At 44.2% G+C, this 18,260-nt stretch carries 22 protein-coding genes and 2 pseudogenes; 16 read left to right on the forward strand and 8 right to left on the reverse strand.

Annotated elements, in window-relative coordinates; translation table 11 throughout:
- The 8 genes from EV213_RS07885 to EV213_RS07920 all read left to right on the forward strand — a co-directional run bounded on the left by EV213_RS07885 (nucleotide 1) and on the right by EV213_RS07920 (nucleotide 5,741).
- The gene (locus tag EV213_RS07885) at nucleotides 1–1,029 is read left to right on the forward strand and encodes an ABC transporter ATP-binding protein (protein WP_133579972.1); all 1,029 of its coding nucleotides are present in this window, start codon (nucleotides 1–3) and stop codon (nucleotides 1,027–1,029) included.
- Complete coding sequence (locus EV213_RS07890; RefSeq protein ID WP_133579973.1) at nucleotides 1,019–2,038, forward strand: ABC transporter ATP-binding protein; 1,020 nt, start codon at nucleotides 1,019–1,021, stop codon at nucleotides 2,036–2,038. Before EV213_RS07885 ends, EV213_RS07890 begins: the two co-directional genes overlap by 11 nt.
- Nucleotides 2,035–2,415: a hypothetical protein gene (locus EV213_RS07895; protein WP_133579974.1), complete on the forward strand. Its 381-nt coding sequence runs from the start codon at nucleotides 2,035–2,037 to the stop codon at nucleotides 2,413–2,415. Before EV213_RS07890 ends, EV213_RS07895 begins: the two co-directional genes overlap by 4 nt.
- 67 nt (nucleotides 2,416–2,482) lie before the next feature.
- Entirely contained in the window at nucleotides 2,483–2,887 is a 405-nt protein-coding gene (locus EV213_RS07900; RefSeq protein ID WP_133579975.1) for a hypothetical protein, read from the forward strand.
- Nucleotides 2,884–3,705: a sugar phosphate isomerase/epimerase family protein gene (locus EV213_RS07905; RefSeq protein WP_133579976.1), complete on the forward strand. Its 822-nt coding sequence runs from the start codon at nucleotides 2,884–2,886 to the stop codon at nucleotides 3,703–3,705. The genes EV213_RS07900 and EV213_RS07905 overlap by 4 nt, the downstream gene beginning before the upstream one ends.
- Before the next feature lie 160 nt (nucleotides 3,706–3,865).
- Nucleotides 3,866–4,210, forward strand: a complete 345-nt coding sequence (locus tag EV213_RS07910) for a hypothetical protein (RefSeq protein WP_133579977.1) — start codon at nucleotides 3,866–3,868, stop codon at nucleotides 4,208–4,210.
- A 32-nt stretch (nucleotides 4,211–4,242) separates the two neighbouring features.
- Complete coding sequence (locus tag EV213_RS07915; protein WP_133579978.1) at nucleotides 4,243–5,064, forward strand: GNAT family N-acetyltransferase; 822 nt, start codon at nucleotides 4,243–4,245, stop codon at nucleotides 5,062–5,064.
- A 26-nt stretch (nucleotides 5,065–5,090) separates the two neighbouring features.
- Entirely contained in the window at nucleotides 5,091–5,741 is a 651-nt protein-coding gene (locus EV213_RS07920) for a YdcF family protein (protein ID WP_208112728.1), read from the forward strand.
- Nucleotides 5,742–5,763: 22 nt separating this feature from the next.
- Here EV213_RS07920 and EV213_RS21060 read toward each other — a convergent pair.
- Nucleotides 5,764–7,039, reverse strand: a pseudogene (locus tag EV213_RS21060) (MFS transporter).
- Nucleotides 7,040–7,162: 123 nt separating this feature from the next.
- Here EV213_RS21060 and EV213_RS07935 point away from each other — a divergent pair.
- Nucleotides 7,163–7,687, forward strand: coding sequence for an HAD-IIIA family hydrolase (locus EV213_RS07935; RefSeq protein ID WP_133579982.1), 525 nt, complete (start codon nucleotides 7,163–7,165; stop codon nucleotides 7,685–7,687).
- Between the two features lie 84 nt (nucleotides 7,688–7,771).
- Here the strand turns inward: EV213_RS07935 and EV213_RS07940 are convergent, their stop codons facing one another.
- Nucleotides 7,772–8,209 carry a carboxymuconolactone decarboxylase family protein gene (locus tag EV213_RS07940; RefSeq protein ID WP_133579983.1) on the reverse strand — a complete coding sequence of 146 codons (438 nt, stop codon included), beginning with the start codon at nucleotides 8,207–8,209 and terminating at the stop codon, nucleotides 7,772–7,774.
- A gap of 76 nt (nucleotides 8,210–8,285) precedes the next feature.
- On the reverse strand, nucleotides 8,286–9,167 hold the full coding sequence (locus tag EV213_RS07945; RefSeq protein WP_166639213.1) for an RNA polymerase sigma-70 factor: 882 nt from the start codon (nucleotides 9,165–9,167) through the stop codon (nucleotides 8,286–8,288).
- A 163-nt stretch (nucleotides 9,168–9,330) separates the two neighbouring features.
- Between EV213_RS07945 and EV213_RS07950 the strand changes: the two genes are divergently transcribed.
- Nucleotides 9,331–9,729 carry a nucleotidyltransferase substrate binding protein gene (locus EV213_RS07950; RefSeq protein WP_133579985.1) on the forward strand — a complete coding sequence of 133 codons (399 nt, stop codon included), beginning with the start codon at nucleotides 9,331–9,333 and terminating at the stop codon, nucleotides 9,727–9,729.
- Between the two features lie 181 nt (nucleotides 9,730–9,910).
- Nucleotides 9,911–10,147, forward strand: coding sequence for a hypothetical protein (locus tag EV213_RS07955; protein ID WP_133579986.1), 237 nt, complete (start codon nucleotides 9,911–9,913; stop codon nucleotides 10,145–10,147).
- A gap of 47 nt (nucleotides 10,148–10,194) precedes the next feature.
- On the opposite strand, the gene EV213_RS07960 is transcribed toward EV213_RS07955, so the two are convergent.
- The 3 genes from EV213_RS07960 to EV213_RS07970 all read right to left on the reverse strand — a co-directional run bounded on the left by EV213_RS07960 (nucleotide 10,195) and on the right by EV213_RS07970 (nucleotide 12,858).
- A complete protein-coding gene (locus EV213_RS07960) occupies nucleotides 10,195–10,866 on the reverse strand; it encodes a VC0807 family protein (protein WP_133579987.1) in 672 nt (223 codons plus the stop codon).
- Nucleotides 10,867–10,981: 115 nt separating this feature from the next.
- Nucleotides 10,982–11,932, reverse strand: coding sequence for an ABC transporter permease (locus tag EV213_RS07965; RefSeq protein WP_133579988.1), 951 nt, complete (start codon nucleotides 11,930–11,932; stop codon nucleotides 10,982–10,984).
- Nucleotides 11,929–12,858, reverse strand: coding sequence for an ABC transporter ATP-binding protein (locus EV213_RS07970; protein WP_133579989.1), 930 nt, complete (start codon nucleotides 12,856–12,858; stop codon nucleotides 11,929–11,931). The genes EV213_RS07965 and EV213_RS07970 overlap by 4 nt, the downstream gene beginning before the upstream one ends.
- A gap of 188 nt (nucleotides 12,859–13,046) precedes the next feature.
- Here EV213_RS07970 and EV213_RS07975 point away from each other — a divergent pair, with 188 nt between their 5' ends.
- The 4 genes from EV213_RS07975 (at nucleotide 13,047) to EV213_RS07990 (ending at nucleotide 15,956) form a co-directional block, all read left to right on the forward strand.
- Entirely contained in the window at nucleotides 13,047–13,619 is a 573-nt protein-coding gene (locus tag EV213_RS07975) for a DUF2975 domain-containing protein (RefSeq protein WP_166639214.1), read from the forward strand.
- A 24-nt stretch (nucleotides 13,620–13,643) separates the two neighbouring features.
- Nucleotides 13,644–13,865 carry a helix-turn-helix domain-containing protein gene (locus EV213_RS07980; protein ID WP_133579991.1) on the forward strand — a complete coding sequence of 74 codons (222 nt, stop codon included), beginning with the start codon at nucleotides 13,644–13,646 and terminating at the stop codon, nucleotides 13,863–13,865.
- Nucleotides 13,866–13,997: 132 nt separating this feature from the next.
- Complete coding sequence (locus EV213_RS07985; RefSeq protein WP_133579992.1) at nucleotides 13,998–14,579, forward strand: TetR/AcrR family transcriptional regulator; 582 nt, start codon at nucleotides 13,998–14,000, stop codon at nucleotides 14,577–14,579.
- A gap of 138 nt (nucleotides 14,580–14,717) precedes the next feature.
- Nucleotides 14,718–15,956, forward strand: a complete 1,239-nt coding sequence (locus EV213_RS07990) for an MFS transporter (RefSeq protein WP_133579993.1) — start codon at nucleotides 14,718–14,720, stop codon at nucleotides 15,954–15,956.
- A gap of 228 nt (nucleotides 15,957–16,184) precedes the next feature.
- On the opposite strand, the pseudogene EV213_RS07995 reads toward EV213_RS07990, so the two are convergent.
- Nucleotides 16,185–16,331, reverse strand: a pseudogene (locus EV213_RS07995) (ATP-binding cassette domain-containing protein); the annotation flags it as partial.
- A gap of 162 nt (nucleotides 16,332–16,493) precedes the next feature.
- On the opposite strand from EV213_RS07995, the gene EV213_RS08000 reads away from it, so the two are divergent.
- A complete protein-coding gene (locus EV213_RS08000) occupies nucleotides 16,494–17,660 on the forward strand; it encodes an acyl-CoA dehydrogenase family protein (protein ID WP_133579994.1) in 1,167 nt (388 codons plus the stop codon).
- A gap of 102 nt (nucleotides 17,661–17,762) precedes the next feature.
- On the opposite strand, the gene EV213_RS08005 is transcribed toward EV213_RS08000, so the two are convergent.
- Nucleotides 17,763–18,182, reverse strand: a complete 420-nt coding sequence (locus EV213_RS08005) for an NUDIX hydrolase (RefSeq protein WP_133579995.1) — start codon at nucleotides 18,180–18,182, stop codon at nucleotides 17,763–17,765.
- Nucleotides 18,183–18,260 lie beyond the last annotated feature (78 nt).

Below are 18,260 nucleotides of genomic sequence, written 5' to 3' on the forward strand. Positions count from 1 at the left end.
ATGGGCGATACGATTCTCGATGTAAAAAATCTTAAAGTGCACTTTGACCTGGATGAGGGATTATTAAAAGCAGTCGATGGCGTCGATTTTACCCTGAAAAGGAAGCAGACACTTGGCATTGTTGGTGAGAGCGGAAGTGGAAAAAGTGTTTCTGCTCAATCTGTCTTACGAATCGTTTCATCAAAGGCAAAGGTGGAGGGTGAACTTTTACTGTATCGAGCAGCGGGTCAAGAACCGATTGATCTGGCGCAGCTAAAAGCAAATGGAGCAGAAATTCGCTCCATCCGCGGCGGGGACATTGCCATGATTTTTCAAGAACCAATGAAGGCGTTTTCGCCAATTCATACGATCGGCAACCAAATTATCGAAGCGATCCTTCTTCATCATACGACCAATAAAAACGAGGCAAAGAAGATTGCCATTCAAGCGCTTCGTGATGTTGGGATGTCCAATCCAGAGCAAAGGTACGACCAGTACCCCCATGAATTATCGGGAGGAATGAGGCAGCGTGCAATGATTGCTATGGCCCTTTCCTGTAATCCGTCGATCCTCATTGCCGATGAGCCAACAACGGCGCTGGATGTAACCGTTCAGGCCCAGGTGCTGGACTTAATCAATGCATTAAAAGAAAAGCATGATACGTCCGTCATGTTTATTACGCACGATCTCGGGGTGATTGCAGAAACAGCAGATGAGGTCGCTGTGATGTATTTGGGGCAGATCGTTGAATACACGGACGTAGACACTTTATTTCATGGTGCACAGCATCCTTATACGAGAGCGCTTTTGGAGTCAATGCCATCTGTCGCTAAGGAGGGAAGGCGTCTCAAAGCAATTGAAGGAACCGTGCCAACGCCAATCAATATGCCAAAAGGTTGTCGTTATTACACACGCTGTACATTAGCTCAGGATGGCGTCTGCAATGTAGATGATATCGAGATGGTGCCTGTTCATGAAGGCCATGGAGTTAGGTGTCTCTTCGCAGAACCGTCTCCCAAAGGTGAAGGAGAGGTTGCTTATGGCAAATAACAGTCCGATCGTAGAAGTCAATGGTATGAAAAAGTACTTTCCAATTAAAAAAGGATTCCTAAAACGGACCGTTGGCTATGTAAAGGCAGTTGATGATGTGACTCTTTCCATATATGAAGGAGAAACGTTTGGTCTGGTTGGGGAATCTGGTTGTGGGAAGACCACTCTTGGGCGCTGTCTGCTGCGAGCCATCGAACCGTCGGAAGGAGCGGTTCACTTTCTCAATTCATCAGGGCAAATGACAGACATTACTCAGTTGAAATACCAAAAACTAAGGTCGCTCAGAAAAGATATGCAGCTTATTTTTCAGGACCCGTATTCTTCATTAAATCCTCGTATGACGGTGCTGAATATCATCGGGGAACCATTAATATGCAACAAGCTGGCAAAAGGAAATGACCTCAAACAGCGAGTGAAGGAATTAATGGAAATTGTTGGTTTGAACAGTAAACATGTAGAACGTTATCCTCATGCATTTAGTGGTGGTCAGCGACAACGGATTGGCATTGCGCGAGCACTTGCCACTGATCCGAAGTTTATTGTCTGTGACGAGGCAGTTTCTGCCCTTGATGTGTCCATTCAAGCCCAAATATTAAATTTATTGCTCGATTTGCAGGAGAGATTTCAATTGAGCTTTCTATTCATCTCCCACGATTTAGGCGTGATTGAACATATCTCAGACCGTGTTGGTGTGATGTATGTCGGTAAGCTGGTCGAAATGGCACCAACAAAGGAGCTCTTTAACCGCCCAAGTCATCCTTATACAGCAGCCCTATTGTCTGCCAAACCAACCTCGGATCCAAGAGTGAAAAAACAACGCATTTTATTGGAGGGAGAGGTAGCAAATCCAGCAGATCCTCCTTCCGGCTGTTATTTTCACCCAAGATGCAAATTTGCTGAGGACATTTGTCGCCAGAGTGTGCCGGCATTTCGTGACATTTCACCAGGGCACAAGGTGGCTTGCCATTTTGCAGGAGAACTAAATTTACAAGGAGCTGCTGCGCAGTGACTATTTTATTGCTTCTGGTTGCTTTTACAGTCTCCCTTATTATCGCGGTGGTCATCTCGTTGTTCATTATTCAATTGTTTATGAAGCAGGTGATTGGCAAAAAACATTCGGACTTGCAAGATATATGCGACTCGGAGGACGTACCCGCGCGTTGGTCTGACAGGTTTGAGAAAAAGGTAGAAAGATTGAAGAGCGATCAACAGATGAAAAGGGTAAGGCGACTCGCTAATAAGACGTACATCCGAAAGCTGAATCGTCTAATTGCCTACACGAAGCATACTCGGTTGGTCGAAAACGAAGAGGTTCGAGAGCAGCTGTTGAATGACTTAAAGGCATTAGTCGTCGAAAAAAGGCAAAGCCTTCATCACAATGCCTGAGATGCAAACCAACCGTAATAGCTTGCTGGTGATGTTTCTTTCCTACGTCTTAGCAGGAGTGACAGGTTTGATCGGACTGTTTAACTGGGTGTACTTCAGAACGCTCGTGCTCAACGTGCTTGAAGTGAGCTCGATTAATCCATGGTCATGGAAAATCATTGACAATGTCAGCTTTATTGTTTTTGGCATTGGCTGGCTTTTGGTTGTCCTCTGTAGCCAGTATATGTACACAAAAGCGTTAAAACAAAGCAATGTCTTGAACGTCTTCTGTGTCTTTACTGGCTATCAGTTTTTCTTGCTTTTTCTTTGTTCAGCCGTTTCAATGGTCATTAATTCAGGTGATATGTCTCTGCTTCGCTGGTTCATTTGGGGAGGCGAAGGTGTGGCAGGGGTTGTCTGTTTTTTCATCGGATACACCAGGTCAAAGCCCTCTGCCATGGAAAATCATACGAAAAAAGGAGATGCCTTATGAACATTGGCGTTGTAACAAGATCTTTCCCGGAAATGAGCAATAAAGAAGCCGCAGCCTTTATGGCAAAAAACCACTTTACATCTACGGAGCTCTGCTTCTCCCAAACCGATTCAAACTTTTGGGTTTACAATGGTCGATCTGATCTGTCTCATCTTACTAGTGAGAGGGTGGGTGACATCATCGACATCTACAGAGGCGCTGGGATTGATGTGACAGCCATCGGGGTGTTTACAAACCTTATGGAAACCAATGCGCAGGAGCTTGAACAAAACCTCGCCTATTTTGAGAGGCATATGGAAATGGCGGCAGCCTATGATGTTGCATATGTGTCGACCGAATGTGGGTTTCTTCCAGGAAAGCGAGGCATTCAGCTCGACACGTATGAATCTGCCTTCACTTCATTTGTGGAAACGATAAAAATTCTGACAGAAAAAGCGGAAAAACATAAGGTGACGATCGCATTAGAACCATGTGTGTTGGATATTGTGCCAAGTGCAAAACGAATGGCCGATTTGTTGCATCAGGTAGGCTCGAACCATCTTAAAGTACTGCTGGACCCAGCCAATTTAATCGCTAACAGCTCAGAGGAAGACATGTTTTTCTATCTAGGAAAGCATATTGCTTATTTTCACGGGAAAGATCGAAAGGTGAACGATGCCAGAGGGAGAATTGTCGGGGACGGGGATATTCAATGGGAACGATTTGTAAAGCTGTATCATCAACATACTGAAGGCATTCCGATGATTTTAGAATATGTGAATGCCGATAATGCCGCTATGGTCCGTGACAGAGTCATGCAAGCGGACGCTCGCCTATAATTGAACTGCCCTTAACGTCTTCTGACTGTTAGGGTTTTTTATTTGTCTTACAAGTGAATGGTCATTTTTCGAAGTGAACAACAGAATTTGAGAAAAAAAGGGATTCCCTTAATACATATAGAAAGTTCTAGACATATTGGCTGTTGAGGGAGGTCTGGAAATGCAATGTGTGTGTCCTGAAGGAAAAACAGATTCGCTTATCGTTGAAGGAGATGTCGGTGTAGGTCCGCTTTGGTGCAGTCGGTGTCTTTGTCACTTGGAGGCGGAGGACGCACCGATTTCTGAAGAGTTGCTGTCAGCCTTGCTTTCATGGGGAATGGTTTATGGCGTATGGATTGATTGGGAAAAGGATGAACCTCGACTGGACCGCCTTGATGTGGAGCAGGAGTTTAACGAAAAGGGTGTTCTCCTAACTGAACAACTGAAGCAAGAGATTGGGGAGATGTATACAATCGTCTATGTGCCGTCAGACATCATGAAAATGTATGGTTTAGAGAAACAATAACCGGGGCTCGAAAGTAAAAGGTGGTTTAGGGAATGATGCATGAGCTTTCAAAAGACTTGTTTTTTCGTTGTTTGCCTCTACTCAATGAACAAACGAATTTAGAAGTTCGCGGAGTGATTGAAGGCAACAATCTGGGACGTGTTTTTGTTAATCAACTGGAATGCCCATCTGTGGCCCTAATTTGGTTAGGCAATAACGATGGTTTTTTCTTCATTGGTCAAGAAGATCTCCAGACAGTGAACGACCATTTGCTTCCGTGGGTTGAAGACAACCTGGTTGAAGAAATTAAGGTGGTTGGTTTGAATCAATTTGAAATGATCAGCGTAAATCAAGTCTGGGAAGAGGCGTTTAGTGAACGAGCGCAGACGTTCTTTCAACAAAACGTCTATTTGTACCCTCCGTCTATGCCTCTTCATCAATTCTCCGACATTGACACTGCCTATACGCTCAAGAAGCTCACAACAAAGCTTTTGGACGACCAACGGAACGGGCACGTCAAAGCAGATATTTTAACAACCTGGCCATCGATAGAAGATTTTCTGAAAGTTGGCGTGGGTTATGGCGTGCTGTATGAGGACACAATCGTGAGTTATTGCTTGTCTATTTTCGTTGGGAGCGATCAGCACTGCGTAATGATTAGTACAGATGCTGCTCATCGTGGCAAAGGCTGTGCGAAGGCATCTGCCAGTGCGTTTATAAACGAATGTCATGCCAAGGGAGTCACACCATATTGGGATTGCACCACGACCAATGAGGCGTCCGTGGCTGTGGCAGAACAGCTCGGTTTTGAATGTATAGCCACTTATCGCGTTTATGCTTTTGATTTTCCCGGAGGAATGATTAAAAGTAAATAAACCTATAAATAAAGGAGATATACTTAATGATTTCTAAAGAACCGAAAGTCCCTATACTTACTACAGAGCAAGTAGAACAGTTAACAAAAGTCGTTTTCTTAGAGCCGATTAGTCCCACCTCTTATGACGTTATATTCGTCTTTGCTGGCACACATCCAGGGCATTGGGAAAAAACAATTGAAGCATATCAACTAGGTCTTGGCAAAAAAGTTATCGTCACAGGTGGTGTAAGTCCTACGGGAATAAAACATCCCGACTGGAAGGACAAGACTGTACCAGAGTCGAAAGTGATTGTTTCAGAAATGATCAATGCAGGAATTCCAAAAGAACATATTGACTATGAAACTGATTCTAGACATTCTTTAGAAAATGTGCTGAATGCAAAAAAGTTAGCGGACTTTACAAACGTCAAAAACATGTTGTTTATTTGTAAAAATCATGGAGCTGGTCGGCAGTATCGTACCCTTGCAAAGAACATGAGCGCAGAAATAAATTATCAACCGTATGGATTTGATGCACGATACAATGATATTTCTGTTTCAAGAGACAATTGGATGAATACAAACATAGGACGGTCCAGAGTGTTTGGGGAATATCTACGAATCATTCATCTAGGTAAGATTGGTCATGTTCTTCCTCTAGAAGAAGAAATAGACGGACTTGATACGTCACTCTAATTTCTTGAAATTTGTAGAGTACCTACATACTTTTCTGGTTGTCTGCCGGAAGAACCGACGTCTGCTTGAAGCGAAGGACGGGATTCAGCATGACAAGTAGACCAAGCCCGACCGTTAGCAATCCGGAGAGAAGAATGGTTTCTGAAACGCCTAAAAGCTCACCAACAACGCCTCCTAAGTAAACACCGATAGGGAACCCGAGCCCGGCGATGAGGCCATAAACGCCAACAACTCTGCCTCGTAATGAATTAGGCACGAGCGTTTGCTGGAGCGTAGGAGAAACGATGTTATACGGAGCGTAAACCACCCCACCGAGAAACATGATAGCAAAAACGACCCACTCGCTCGTTACATAGCTGAACGAAACAGGCGCGAGGCCCCATAGCAACATGACTCCCCCAAGTGAAAAGGAGTAGGGCAGTTTTTTCCCTAACTTCACCCAAAGCAATGAACCAAGGAAAGAACCGACAGCAAAAAAAGTCCAGATTGTACCGAGGACGCCTGATCCAGCATCCAAAACGTCATCAACATAGGCCGGCAGCATGACCTCTAGTGGTGCGTAAGCAAAAATTGAATACAAAGGTGACGAGGGCAATCATCATCAGAACACGGTACTTCAGAATAAAGCGAAGGCCGTCCTTTACATCCCGCCCGTAGTTCACGAGATTGCGTCTAAAGGACGGGTCGATTGGTCGGCGTTCCATGCCTTTGTGATACACCTCGGTAGGAATGAGAAAGTAGAGTACAGCGGCGATAAAAAAGCAGATCACGTTGATGAGTAGAGTTAGCGGAGCACCGAGCATAGCTGTACTAATTCCCCCAATGGCTGGCCCGATGAGTGAGCCCATTTGTCCAGTCATTGATAAAACAGCGTTTCCTGGTTCCAAGTCTTCTTTTCTGAGAAAGGAGGGCAGAATAGATGTTACTCCGATGGTGGTAAAGGAGGACAGAAAGCCTTTTACAAAGATAATTGCCACAATAATAGGTAAATTTAATAGGTCAAGCCAATGCAAAATAGGAATGAGAGACAGGAAAACGCCGCGGAGTCCATTTTCGACAATCATAATCGATCGACGATTGTATTGATCAAGCACGCCACCAACGAGAACGCTTGATAACAAAGGGGCAACGGTAGACGCCGTAATAACGATCCCAATGGATACGAGTGAACCGGTCGTCTGATAGACAAACCAGCCAAGCGCAACCCAAGTTAATTTTCTTCCCATATTTAATAACGTCAAGGCAACAAAAAAATGCCGGAAGTATGTGTTTTTCAGCAACTGTATGTAAACGTTCAATGAACAGCACTTCCTTTTTGATAATTATAATCATTACTATACTATAATATTTCTAATATTAAAAGAAATAATTGGAAATTACATCTAGGAGTTCAAATACAGTGAAGGAGAGGAGGAGAGCTTATGCCAGATATTCAAGCCGTGTTTATAGATCGAGATGGTACGATTGGTGGCGATGGTCATTTTGCACATCCGGCAAATTTTAAGCCATATCCAAATAGCCTTAGAGCGTTCGCTTTGTTAAAGGCACAAGCGATCCCCATGTTTGCTTTCACAAACCAGAACCGAATCGCAAAAGGCGAAGCCACACTGGATGAGTTTAAGGGAGAGTTTAGGTCTTATGGGTTTGATGACATGTTTCTCTGCCCTCATCGTTCTGAGGACAACTGTATCTGCCATAAACCAAGAACAGGACTTTTGGAGAAGGCTGCAAAAACATACCATTTGGACTTGCGAAAAACAGTGGTGATCGGAGATGTGGGGGCAACGGATATGCTCGCTGCTCATGGCGTTGGCGCAATTAAAATTCTTGTTCAAACAGGATGGGGTCAGGGATCGATGCAAAAATTTCGCCATACTTGGGCAGAAGTGGAGCCCGATTTCGTTGCAGAGGATTTGCTGGAGGCTGTTCAGTGGTTGGTCAAGTGATCGGATTAAAGTGAAGGAAGACCGTTCAGTAACACGTGAAAAAGCTGTCCCAAACTCATTTTGGAACAGCTATTTTTAACCCTTTTAAACAGGCATTTTTAATGCAGCGATTGCCAGACGATTCCAAGCATTGATCGTGACGATAGCCAAGATTAGCTTTGCGATTTGCGTTTCATCAAAGGATTCAGTAGCTCGACTATATACGGCATCTGGTACATGGTTTTCTGAAATCAGAGTCACTGCCTCTGTCAATTCGAGTGCAGCGCGTTCTTCTTGCGTAAAATAAGGCGTTTCTCTCCATGCAGGAAGTGTATAGATGCGCTGCTCTGATTCTCCTGCCTTCCGTGCGTCTTTTGTATGCATATCCAAACAAAATGCACAGCCGTTCAGTTGTGAGGCGCGAATTTTCACTAGCTCAAGCAGCGATTTTTCCAATCCTGATGTGGCTACGGCTGTTTCAAGAGCCATCATTGCGCGTACACCCTCAGGGAAAACAGTTTCAATAGATAAGCGCTGTTCCATAAAAAATCCCTCCGTTTTTGAGTTTGCCTACCATAGGTTCATAGAGTAGACAATCGAGGGGAGGGGTTTGTGACACTTACTTGCTATTTTTTGATGTCATCGTTTTTAACTTGTCGGGATTTCGCACAAGATAAATGGCCGAAATGCGGAATTGATCAGCGTTTAATTGAACAAGAACAACGTCTCGTAACGAGTTGTTGTCGTAAAGGAGAAGACCGGCCTGCCCATTGATAGACGTCATACGAACTTCGACGTTAAACAAGCCTTTCGCAGCAAGACTTTGTAAAAATGAAAGGATACGCTGACGACTGTAAATGGGCCGCATTGCCGCTCTGACCTTTCCGCCACCATCGCTGTACAGAACAGCTTCTTCAGTAAGCAAGCCGACGACCGTGTCAAAATCCCCGCTTTGCGTAGCTTGAAGAAAGGCGAGAATTAATGCCTCTGCTTGTGGGCTGTTGGTGAGATGTTCATCAGTAGATTGGTTTAATTGCTGCTTTGCACGGCTGTAAATCTTTCGGCAGTTGGCTTCCGATTTCTCGAGGATAGTTCCTATGTCAGCGTAAGGATATGACAATGCTTCTCGAAGGATGAAAATGGCGCGCTCCACAGGATTTAGCTTCTCTAATAGAAAAAGCAGCGCATAAGACAGCTCTTCTTGCTGTTCAACGATCAGATCGGGACTTCGTACAGTTTCATCGAGTTTGGGTTCTGGCAGCCATACGCCAGGATAGGTTTCTCGTTTCATACGACTGGACGTAAGAACGTTGATACAGCGATTTGTGATGGTTTTGACTAGGTAGGCTTGTAAATTGTGTACATTACTCAAATCTCTTTTTTCATAGTCAACAAACAGATCATGTACAACGTCCTCAGCATCCGTTGCTGATCCAAGCATTTGATAGGCGATTGAATGGAGGAGCGGACGGAAGGTTTCATAAGCCGTTTTTGTATCCATTGGTTGATCTCCTGACCATTGGTTTTCTTTCAGAATACCAAATGTATGCGAAGAGGGGCATGTTTTTAACTGAAACTGAGCAATGGATAGGTTTCGATGTTTCTGTATGTTAAGATTTTCATGGGGCGTTGAAGCTGGAAAGGTTGAAGTGGAGGTAAGGCGTTTGACACCTGAAAAAGACATTCGTTGGAAACAAAGATTTGAGAACTTCGAGAAATCATATAGGCTATTAGATAAATATGCACAAACCAGTTTGGACTCAGAATTAGAACGGGCAGGCGTGATACAGTTTTTTGAGATGACGATCGAGCTTGCATGGAAGGTTTTAAAGGATTACCTCGAAGCTGAAGGGCAGCTTGTGAAAAGTCCAAGAGAGACCATTAAACAAGCGATACAAAACGACGTGATTTCGAATGGGCACGTTTGGCTTGATGCTTTGGCCAGACGTAACTTATCGATCCATATGTATGATGAAGAAAAGTCGAAAGAACTGATTAAAACAATCAGAGAGTCGTATGTCCCTCTTTTCAACAATCTTTACGAGCGGCTGAAAAAGGAGTAACAGCCGACAGCAAGCGTTTAATCGCTTGCCATAACCTTGGTCTGCCCGGTGGCTATGTTTTTTGGGGTTGGCTGTTCTTTTTAAGCGGGAATAGGAGACATTCTTATATTGGAAAAGTATCAGAAGGCTAATAAAGTAACGACCATTCCTCATATTATTTAAGTAAAAGGAGCTGATTTATATGTCAATTATAGTGATATGTATTCTTATTGCGATTTCAAATGCGATTTTCATGGGTATAATGACAGATTCCGGCATTTTGGGCGCTCTGTTCCTGTCTCTTGCCCCAACGCTGTTCATGTGCACGGTCATCAATCTTTTGTACGATATTCTAATAAGGATTAACGCCGCGCTTGCTCCGCCGCTATTTAGGAAAAAGGAAGAAACCACCCCACATCGGTCTAGTGAGCAGCGATAAGGAATAGGTTTGCCGCTCACCGTGACCAATCTAGCATGCTTAAAAGTTTATTGCTCAGGTTCGGATTCCTTGTTTTTCATTAAATGAGATTCTTGAAATACATTTCGGGCGTCCGTGTCTTCTTTGATCAGCTTTCCTATATACAAAAAGCCAAGGACCATTGCGCCCGATGTGACCCAGCCTAGAATTTGCTTGACGACAATAAGCTCGTCAAAAGCGTCAACCCCATATTCATTAATAAAGTGAATTTGAAATAGGTTGCCAATGATGTAGCGCAGAATGAAGGCGGCTGTTAAAAGTACAAAGACGATATAAAACTTCCGTTTGAAAAACACTTTTCGCAAAGGCTCACGTGGTACGCCTTGAAGCTCTATCACGTCGAGGCCGAAATAAAGCGAAAGAGGTTTTTTAATAAGAATCGTTAATAAAAATAATCCAGCTAAGAAAAAGTTGTAATACACTTGATTCCATAATAGCTGAAGGGCGGAGCCTGAAAGAACATCGATGACGCTGCCGATGACAAGCGAGCCGAGAAGAAAAATGCCCAGGGTGTTGAGCTTCTTAACCTTTATAAATCGATAAACACTGTAGAGAATCCCTGGAACTGACGACAGCAGCATCGCGTAATAGTCGCCGATTAAATCTCGTCCTCCATGCCAGATGACGAGTGGAAGGACGACATAGAATACGATGTCGAATAAGGCTAAGTATTTTTTCACGAAAAAACGTCCCTTCGATGATATGGGATGATTGTATCAAAGAACGAACGATTTTTCCTTCTCCAGCGCAACAGGTGCTAATGAAAGTGGAAAGCAGCCCCTCACGTCCTCTAATTTATTCGCCAGTGGTAATCTCTCTTTTTTGAAAAATCAGCGCTGCCGCACCAATAAATAACAGCCAGTGCAAGAGAAGAATGGTGATTGAAAACCCGAGTGTCATTCCTTCTAGTATAGCTCCCTCGCTTGAAAAATACTGCCCAAGATCGGCATTGATAAAAAAGAGGTATTTCGCCCAGTCAAAGAAAGCGAGCAGCACGCCAGTTGTAATTGTGCCCCCATAATAGGCTAGCAAGCTAAGGATGATCGACATCTTGTCACTCTTAAAAATAGTAGAAATGGCGAAAGCGAGTGTACCAATGACGAGCAAATGAATGATAGATGTTGCGTATTCAATCAGAACGCCAGTGATGGCAGAGCGTTCGATCAACTGGTCGCCCCGATGCAGTATGTCAACAGCACGATCCTCAAAGCCAAAACAAATGGACCCAATGAGAAACGACAGTCCAAACAATAAAGAAGCAAGCATCAAGGCATAGACGACAACGGTTAAATATTTGGACATTAACACACGGAATCGAGAAGGCGGTCGAACGAGCAAAAGCTTGATCGTGCCCGTCTTAAATTCTGTAGAGACAATGGTGGCCGCCATGATAATCACCATGAGCCCAACAAGGTTGAGGAGATGAACACTGCTTCTTAAGAAGGACCAAACATTCTCCTGCAGCATTCTCTCTGGTGGCAAATCATGCTGAATGCGGTAGTTGTTTTCCCGAATGTCTGCACGCAACATAGTTGGATCACTCCATTCAGAGCCTTCCGCGATGGTTTGTTCGTGCTGTTGGTTTTCTTGCAGCAATAATGCTTTCCAATCCTGCTCAGCAGGGGCGGCCGTTCTAAAGGTGAGGATGAGGACAACAGCAATGCCGACGCCTAAAAGAGCCAGCCATACCCACTGACTTTTTCGTGCCCATACTTTCATCCATTCATTTTGAATTAATCGAATCATGAAGAGGCCTCCTTTCGTGATGTTACAGATAAAAAGCGGTCTTCCAGCGTCACTTTTTCTTCGCGAAGCTCATACATATCAATGGCTTCTGAACTTAGATGTCGGATGAGGTCAGGCAGCTGTGTTTTGTAGAAGGAGGCAAAAATATGATCGCCTTGCAGTCGGGCTTTTGCACTTGGATCAAAGGCATGTATGGCGTGCTGTGCCTCACTTTGTTGCCCCGGTGTGAACTCAAGACGGTAAGTGAGTCTTGTGTCCTCGTTGCTTTCGTCACTTGTTTGTTCAATATCGACTAGGTGACCTTCTTGAAGAATGGCAAAACGATCACACATTAGTTCCATTTCAGACATGAGGTGACTTGAGACGACGACAGCCAAGCCCTCCTCCTTTGCGAGCTGACGCAAATAATCACGTACCATTCGAATGCCCTCTGGATCAAGTCCGTTTGTTGGTTCATCTAAGATCAACAGCTTTGGTCTGTGAATGAGCGCTTGGGCAATGCCAAGGCGCTGCTTCATGCCTAAAGAGAAGGTACGGACGCGCTTGTTCTTGACGTTCTCCAAACGGACGAGCCTTAAAAGCTCCTGAATGCGGTCTTTATCCACTTTCCCGTTCATGCGTGCAAAGTGGACGAGGTTCTGTTCTGCCGTCAAATGCGTGTACAATTCCGGATTCTCGACAATGGCCCCAACATGAGCGATGGCTTGCTTATACGCCTTTTGGATGCTGTGGCCGTGAATGCGAATGTCTCCTGAATCAGGCGAGGAGAGGCCGACCATCATTCGGATCGTGGTCGTTTTTCCAGCACCGTTCGGACCAAGAAATCCGAAAACCTCCCCAGCAAATACGGTAAAAGCAAGATCATGAATGATTGTTTTTCCTTGGATGGACTTGCTGACATGATCAATATCTAATACAGCTTCCACGAATGACACTCCCTTTCACCATGGCGGCAACCAAGGTGATTTTTTGTCCTGATCGTTTTAAAGATATCAGCTTTATTATTCCTTTGCAATTAAAATTTATTGTTTTTCGATATAATTTTATTCCTAAACGAAAATGTGCTATAGTGTTAACAGAGCAATTATTTTACGTGCAGGAAGGAAGGACCCGTATGAAATCAAAGCGTATTTTTAAACTAGGGTCTACGATGTTTCTTATTTTCTTTTATGTTGTTTTGCTATTTAGCCTGTTATCAATGCTTGAGAAAGTATCGTATCTTTGGTGGCCGGAAAGTGGTCTTGCTGCATTTTTTGGTCCTTTTGACCCGATTTATAGCATGTTCACGATCCAATTTAACGAACATCCAACCTTGTATCAGGACAGCGGATTTATTTCGCTTGCGCTTTTGTGTGACGTAATGATGGGTGTCTTCGGGGGACTGTTTTGTTGGTATATGCATAGGCTACTGAAGAACATTTTTCTGGACAGCTTGTTCACTTACAAGAATGTGGGCGTACTTTTTAAACTAGGCATTGTCTCGATAGTGCCTGGCTCAGCGTTTGTCCTTCTAGACAATTTACTAGCACAAAAAGCGCTGGCACTGTTGACGATAACGAATGCGACAATGACCTTTACTGATGTGACCTATCTCGAATCTATAAGTTCGGGCGTAGTTCTTCTGTTTATTTCTTTGGCCTTAAAACAAGCAGTGCACGCCGTGGAGGAAAACAAGCAGACAATTTAACTAGAAGTAGGCAGGCGAGAATCTATGATTCGAATTAATTTGGATGTGATGATGGCACAGCGCAAAATGTCGTCAAACCGCTTGGCAGAGCTGGTGGGAATTACGCCTGCCAACTTGTCCATCTTGAAAAATGAAAAAGGGAAGGCAATACGGTTCACCACATTGAACGCGCTGTGTAAAGCGCTTGATTGCCAGCCGGGGGATTTGCTGGAGTATGTGGAGGATGAAAGTGAAGCTAACGAGTAAAAAAATGGAGCGATCGGCGCAGGCTTTTAGGTGACTGTATCGCTTCATTTTTTTCCGGTTGCCTCTTGCAACTTCATCAAAACTCCGTTAAAATTAAACCAAACGGTCAGTTTAAAGGCGGGTTATTAATTCATGAGTACAAAAGGGCAATCAAAGCGAGCATTTATCCTTGAACAGGCAGAAGCCCTATTTATTCAAAAAGGGTACGCAGGAACGTCTATGGAGGATTTGGTAAAGTTCAGTGGCGTCAGTAAGGGAAGTATTTATTACCACTTTGACAGCAAGGAGCAGCTGTTTGTTGAATTGATTGAAAAAAGCTCCTCCGACTGGCTTGAGATGTGGCGACAGAAAGAAACAAGCGGTTTAGGGTTTACTGAAAAACTTTATGCCGTCACTGATCATTACATGTCCGATTTTAAAAATCCATTAACGAAGGTAGTGGATGAGTTTTTTATGAGTCATTCCGATCAGGAAGCAATGATTGAACGGGCACTGAAAATCAATCAGGCACCACAAGCTGTGTATACAGATATTTTTGCTGAAGGCATTGAACAGGGCAGCGTGAGGGATACTTCTGCTGAGGAGTTAGCGTTCATTTTTTCTGGGCTTCTAAATGGATTAGGCATTCATTATTTCACGTTGGAAGAAGAAAAACTCTATAAACTGTATCAATCTGCTGTAGAGCACTTTTTGCACGGGGTTCTAAAAACATAAGTCTGAGTTCCCGTGAGAAAATCATTCTCTTTCGAATCGTTGAAAGTAAAAATAAAAAACAGTATTCAACGTGCGACAAGCTATTGCTTGAGGCACGTACAAATTAAACCGACCGGTCAGGTTTGGAGGGCGATAAAAATGAAACCATTGTTTTCAAATAAAGTGTTTTTGCTCGTTATGGCGTCTGATTTTCTACAAAATATGGGCATATGGATTCGTAATATGGCGCTTTTGTTTTATGTCGTGGCACAGACGAATGGCGACCCTGTTGCCGTGTCTATGCTGACAGTAGCAGAGTATGCGCCGATTTTTATCTTTTCACTAGTTGGTGGCGTTTTGGCAGACCGCTGGCGTCCGAAGCGAACGATGATTATAGGAGATACCCTTAGTTTTGCTTCCATTCTCGTTATTTTGCTGGTGATTCAATCTGGTGTCTGGCAGGCCGTATTTGTTGTGACAGTGATTTCCGCGATTGTCTCACAATTCTCGCAGCCTTCCTCGATGAAAATATTTAAGCAGCATGTGCCAGAAGAGCATGTGAAAGGCGCTATGGCATTGTCACAGACGATGATGTCGGTGTTTATCATTGCTGGACCAATGGTCGGTACGGCGATATACAACTGGTTTGGCATCACAGCCTCTCTATCCAGCTTGCTTGTCATTTTTGCCTTGTCGGCTATCGTACTAAGCTTTTTACCGAAAAGCAAAGCCGTTACGGTTACGGAAAAGCGAAGTGTTTTGGCAGACTTTAAAGAGGGTCTTGTTTTCCTTAAAAGCCAAAGAGAGCTAAAGATTCTTCTGCTGATTTTTGGGGTGCTTGCCTTAGGTATTGGGCTTATTGCGCCTCTGGATGTTTTTCTCATTACTGATCGTCTAGGGATGGACAAAGAAAATCTTCAATGGCTCGCCGTTTCTGCGGGAGTAGGGATGCTGATTGGGAGTATTCTCGTAGGTGTCTTTTCAATCAAATTGCAAGGCAGATGGGTGGTGTTTGCAGGGCTAGGGTTTCTCGCCATAACAACCATCGTAGAAGCATGGTCCGTTTGGTTTGGTCTAACGGTATCCATGGAGCTTTTGAACGGAATTTCGATGGCCTTTATGCAAACGGTGCTCTCTGCGTTTATGCTTTCTGCGGTCGAAGAAAGGTATATCGGTCGCTTCAATGGACTAATGACCCCTGTATTTACAGGAGCAATGTTGCTTGGAACGGGCCTGTCAGGTATTTATATGAGTGTGAGCTCACTTATTACAGTGTACTGTAGCGCTGGGATCCTCTTTATCATTGCTGGTTTAATCGGCTTAAACCTTCGGATGGACGCTCCTAAGCTCGATGCGGTTATTGAAGCAAAGGAAAAGGATACTGAGCTCAATGTCTAGGGTTCAGATGTAACGCAAGAAAATGGATTCTCATAAACGGCAAAATAAAAACGAAGAGCGAGCCATTGAAGGTCAACGTTCTTCGTTTTTTTTGTTTTTTTACCATGTACTATCCCGCTTTCTGAGCCGCAATTCCTTCAAAGCGACGCGACTTGCTTTCTGCTTTGGCAAGAGCCATTTCGAGAACAATGCTGAGTAGCCAGTACAGCAGGGCAAAGGCTTTGATCCTAAATAATTCAAGCTCCGCAACAACGTGGTTTTTCCTGAGCCACTTGGCTCAATAATGGCAACCACTTCACTCAGCTTCACATGAAAATCAATGCCTTTTAGCACATGGGCGTCCCCATACGATTTATCAGACTCAGGCGAGAACACCCCACTTCAAACACACGTATGGTGTTAAGTGGTGGGTAGTTGAAGCAAGTTCGAAACAGTTATTATTTGAAAACCATCCTTTTTGACAGTGTCTTGAGGTATTGTTACACTTATCATAACAAATCCGGTGTGTAAAGTTGGTTTAGAGAGAGGATGACACATATGGCAAAACAATTATTTGCAACTACAGAATTCCAAAACCACTGGCTAAATAAACTTGAAACGTTACGCCAGGATATTGAAAGCTCTGCACAGGAAAACGATGAGAAATCACGGTTTCCAAAAGACAATATCCAACAGCTCGTTGACATAGGGTACTCGGCTTTAGCTCTTCCGAAAGCATATGGGGGAGAGGGCTGTTCCATCGCCGACCTCGTTTTGTTCCAAGAAACCCTTGGCAGCATGGATGGTGCTACAGCTTTATCGATTGGTTGGCATATGGGCGTCGTCGGTGAGATTTATGAAAAACGCCAGTGGACAGAGGAGCAGCTGCAATTTTTTGCCGAGGAGATCAAAAAGGGAGCGATAGTGAATCGCGCTGTGAGTGAAGCCCAGACCGGCAGTCCGACCCGTGGAGGCAAGCCTGGAACACAGGCGACACGAGAAGGAGATCACTGGGTAATCAATGGAGAGAAAACCTTTACGACGATGTCGCCATTTTTGACGTATTATTTGATTGGGGCGTGGATTGAAGAGAAAAACACAATGGGCTTTTTCCTTGTCCATCGTGATACACCAGGCATTTCTATTCGTGAAAACTGGAATGTGATCGGGATGAGGGGAACAGAAAGTCACAATTTGATCTTGGATCACGTCAAAGTGCCGGACAATCGGTTAGTTGAGGCGCAGCAAGGACCTCGCGGAAACAATGTGAATGGCTGGATGCTTCATATTCCATCCACGTATCTTGGTATCGCACAGGCGGCGCGCGATTACGCTGTCAAATTCGCTACAGAGCATTCCCCAAACAGCATTGAGGGAACGATTAGCGACTTGCCGAATGTCCAGAATCTGATTGGGCAAATGGACCTCGAGCTAACTCAGTCTCGCTTCGTCATCTATGGCACAGCGCGTGCGTATTATAACGAAACAACACGTTCGCTCGTCGCCAACGAAATTGGGGTTTCCAAATACACGGTCGTCAATCATGCGATTACGACGATCGATAAAGCGATGCGTCTCGTTGGTGCCAAGAGTCTTGAACTGGATCGCCCCTTGCAACGGTACTACCGTGATATTCGGGCAGGTTTGCACAACCCACCGATGGACGATGTAACAATCTCAAAACTTGCCAAAACGGCAATTGACGAGATCAAGAATCGCCAGTAAATTTTTGATATCAATTGAAAAGGCTGCCTGACGTTTAGGGCAGCCTTTATTGTTTTAATGGCTATAAACACAGATTCATTAAACGTTTAATGAACACCATTTTTAGCAGTCGTAATTGAATTCAACTAGAAATGGATGTGAGCTCTCATCAAGGCAATGCTCGATGCGCGCTCGGAAGTTTGCCCATGTCACCATCTTTAAAGCCTCAGGAATTGGAAAATAACCGACCTCCAAGCTTTCTGGTGACGTCGTTATTGAACCTCCAACAGGTTTGCCTAAGAACAATGTGTTGCAGATGGAGGTTTTGATGTTTTGATAAATGCCGCAAAATGCGGTGATCTCAACGAGGATGCCAGATTCTTCTTGAACCTCGCGGATGGCGGCAGTACGAAGGGGCTCACCTTCCTCTACTTGACCTCCAGGCATTTCCCAACCTCTCCTAGGGCCTTTAATGAGCAGGATTTCATTTCTTTCGTTTTTAACAATAACGGCAGCAGATACGATGTGTTTTGGGGAATGCATAAGGAGCTCCTTTTCTTGTGAATAGCTTTACGGTTTGTGACAAATGTTTGCTTTCATACAGCCTGAATAGTGTAGCAT

Origin of the sequence: Aureibacillus halotolerans (assembly GCF_004363045.1) — a bacterium.
Classification (GTDB): domain Bacteria; phylum Bacillota; class Bacilli; order Bacillales; family DSM-28697; genus Aureibacillus; species Aureibacillus halotolerans.

Bases quoted from the DNA above. Each gene is read 5' to 3' on its own strand.
- EV213_RS07885 (WP_133579972.1), top strand. From the start codon at position 1: ATGGGCGATACGATTCTCGATGTAAAAAATCTTAAAGTGCACTTTGAC.
- EV213_RS07890 (WP_133579973.1), top strand. From the start codon at position 1,019: ATGGCAAATAACAGTCCGATCGTAGAAGTCAATGGTATGAAAAAGTAC.
- EV213_RS07905 (WP_133579976.1), top strand. From the start codon at position 2,884: ATGAACATTGGCGTTGTAACAAGATCTTTCCCGGAAATGAGCAATAAA.
- EV213_RS07910 (WP_133579977.1), top strand. From the start codon at position 3,866: ATGCAATGTGTGTGTCCTGAAGGAAAAACAGATTCGCTTATCGTTGAA.
- EV213_RS07915 (WP_133579978.1), top strand. From the start codon at position 4,243: ATGATGCATGAGCTTTCAAAAGACTTGTTTTTTCGTTGTTTGCCTCTA.
- EV213_RS07920 (WP_208112728.1), top strand. From the start codon at position 5,091: ATGATTTCTAAAGAACCGAAAGTCCCTATACTTACTACAGAGCAAGTA.
- EV213_RS07935 (WP_133579982.1), top strand. From the start codon at position 7,163: ATGCCAGATATTCAAGCCGTGTTTATAGATCGAGATGGTACGATTGGT.
- EV213_RS07940 (WP_133579983.1), bottom strand. From the start codon at position 8,209: ATGGAACAGCGCTTATCTATTGAAACTGTTTTCCCTGAGGGTGTACGC.
- EV213_RS07945 (WP_166639213.1), bottom strand. From the start codon at position 9,167: ATGGATACAAAAACGGCTTATGAAACCTTCCGTCCGCTCCTCCATTCA.
- EV213_RS07955 (WP_133579986.1), top strand. From the start codon at position 9,911: ATGTCAATTATAGTGATATGTATTCTTATTGCGATTTCAAATGCGATT.
- EV213_RS07965 (WP_133579988.1), bottom strand. From the start codon at position 11,932: ATGATTCGATTAATTCAAAATGAATGGATGAAAGTATGGGCACGAAAA.
- EV213_RS07975 (WP_166639214.1), top strand. From the start codon at position 13,047: ATGAAATCAAAGCGTATTTTTAAACTAGGGTCTACGATGTTTCTTATT.
- EV213_RS07980 (WP_133579991.1), top strand. From the start codon at position 13,644: ATGATTCGAATTAATTTGGATGTGATGATGGCACAGCGCAAAATGTCG.
- EV213_RS07985 (WP_133579992.1), top strand. From the start codon at position 13,998: ATGAGTACAAAAGGGCAATCAAAGCGAGCATTTATCCTTGAACAGGCA.
- EV213_RS07990 (WP_133579993.1), top strand. From the start codon at position 14,718: ATGAAACCATTGTTTTCAAATAAAGTGTTTTTGCTCGTTATGGCGTCT.
- EV213_RS08000 (WP_133579994.1), top strand. From the start codon at position 16,494: ATGGCAAAACAATTATTTGCAACTACAGAATTCCAAAACCACTGGCTA.
- EV213_RS08005 (WP_133579995.1), bottom strand. From the start codon at position 18,182: ATGCATTCCCCAAAACACATCGTATCTGCTGCCGTTATTGTTAAAAAC.